Origin of the sequence: Chryseobacterium sp. MHB01 (assembly GCF_034651565.1) — a bacterium.
GTDB lineage: Bacteria > Bacteroidota > Bacteroidia > Flavobacteriales > Weeksellaceae > Chryseobacterium > Chryseobacterium nepalense.
Genome location: NZ_JAYEDA010000040.1, coordinates 1 through 1629, shown reverse-complemented (window position 1 = coordinate 1629; position 1629 = coordinate 1). Strand labels below are relative to the sequence as shown.

1 protein-coding gene is annotated in these 1629 nt (G+C 39.0%); it reads left to right on the top strand.

Annotated features, from left to right (window positions below):
- The coding region (locus U9K52_RS21145; protein WP_322928015.1) for a hypothetical protein at nucleotides 1-1629 on the top strand (1629 nt) is incomplete at both ends.

Here is a 1629-nt window from a genome sequence, read left to right as displayed (position 1 = left end):
CACTCCTGCACTACCTTCACCTTGTCTTTATTCAGAAACACAAAACAAAAGAATCCTGAATAAGGTTTTAAAATACAATGCATCACTTTCAGAGTATCAGGCAACGGAGTTCCTTTATGCTGTCAATCCGTTTGACAATGTTGGATGGACAGAAGCCGTTAACCCTTACAAGCCCTGCTTTGAAAACGAGTCAGAGAATCCCAGATATTTGGGATTAGGTTTACTGACAAGCATTAAATTTCCGACAGGAAGTACCGTTAAGTATGAGTATGAGCCTAACCAGTATTACATTGATAAAAATACGGCTAATTACCTACTGGTCTCAGCTCCGCCGCATACGTTAACAGATCGGGAAGCGCAATATTACCAGGATATTGCAAGTATAAATTTTGATACGAATTTCGGGACCAACCTGCTTTTTAATCTTCCTGCAAACCCGGACAATACAGAGGGTTCAAGCTACCTGGAATATTGGGTGGATGCCAGTGAATATTATAACAGCCCTATTGTTGACGAGAACGGGAATCCTTTCATAAATGCAGAAATCACATCTGGAATTTTAACTTCCGACGGGCATAAAAAGTATATGTCCGGAAATAATACGATCAAAATCACGGGTACGGGCGGAAAAGGAACGGTTGTCATTAAGCGTATCCGCTATAAATCCAAGCCGCTTCCAAATTATTCAACAGGAAAAGGAGTCCGCATTAAGAAGATCGAATACTATGACGGAAATACCTTAGTTCCCTCGCAGACCAAAAGCTATGACTATCAGAAATTTACAGATAATACGAAAACAAGCGGCTTTTTTTATGAGGATGAAATAGGGGTTGTCTATAAAAACGTAAAAGAAACGGTAGGACAAAATGGAGGCTATACCAAGTATTATGTCAAAACCCTGGAAGATTATCCTGAAAATCTAAATTCTGACGGGACCTTAAAAGTTGCGGATCTGAACTATTATAATCTTTTAATGAACGGTATTGTCGAGAAAACGGAAGTCTATAATAAAGAGAATGCCATTGTTGCCAAAGAAACCAATGACTATGAATTTTATCAGACCAGTTTTTCTGCCGGTAAAAACTCAATGATTAAAAAACAGTTTTCTACAACCACCACGCATACCGGATCTGATCTCTTGACGGTGACTTCGGAAACAGTAAGAGACACCAAAGATTTTAATATTATTTATAAAAAAACAACAGAATCTGATGGAACAGTAAATGAACAGAATATTACCTATCCGTGGGGTGTAGCCCTGGAAACTCCAAAGCTTTGGAATGCAGGAATTATTTCGGTTCCGGTAAAAGCTGAAATGAAAAGAAACGGGAAGCTGGTTTCAAAATCTGAAACCAAATTTGACAACAGCTCAAATTATTATCCCACCTCTCAGATCAGCTATTTTCCGGATACTCCATCCCAATCCTTTAAGAATATATCATATGATCTCTATGATGATAAAGGCAATCCGGTACAGTATACCAGTTTTCCTGATGCGGGTTCAGCAGGTTTTCCAACCACAATTATCTGGGGATATAATAAAACAGTGCCTATTGCTAAAATAGAAGGTGCCAAACTGTCGGATATTCCCGCTTCGCTGATCACGGCAATTGTGAATGCCTCTAATAG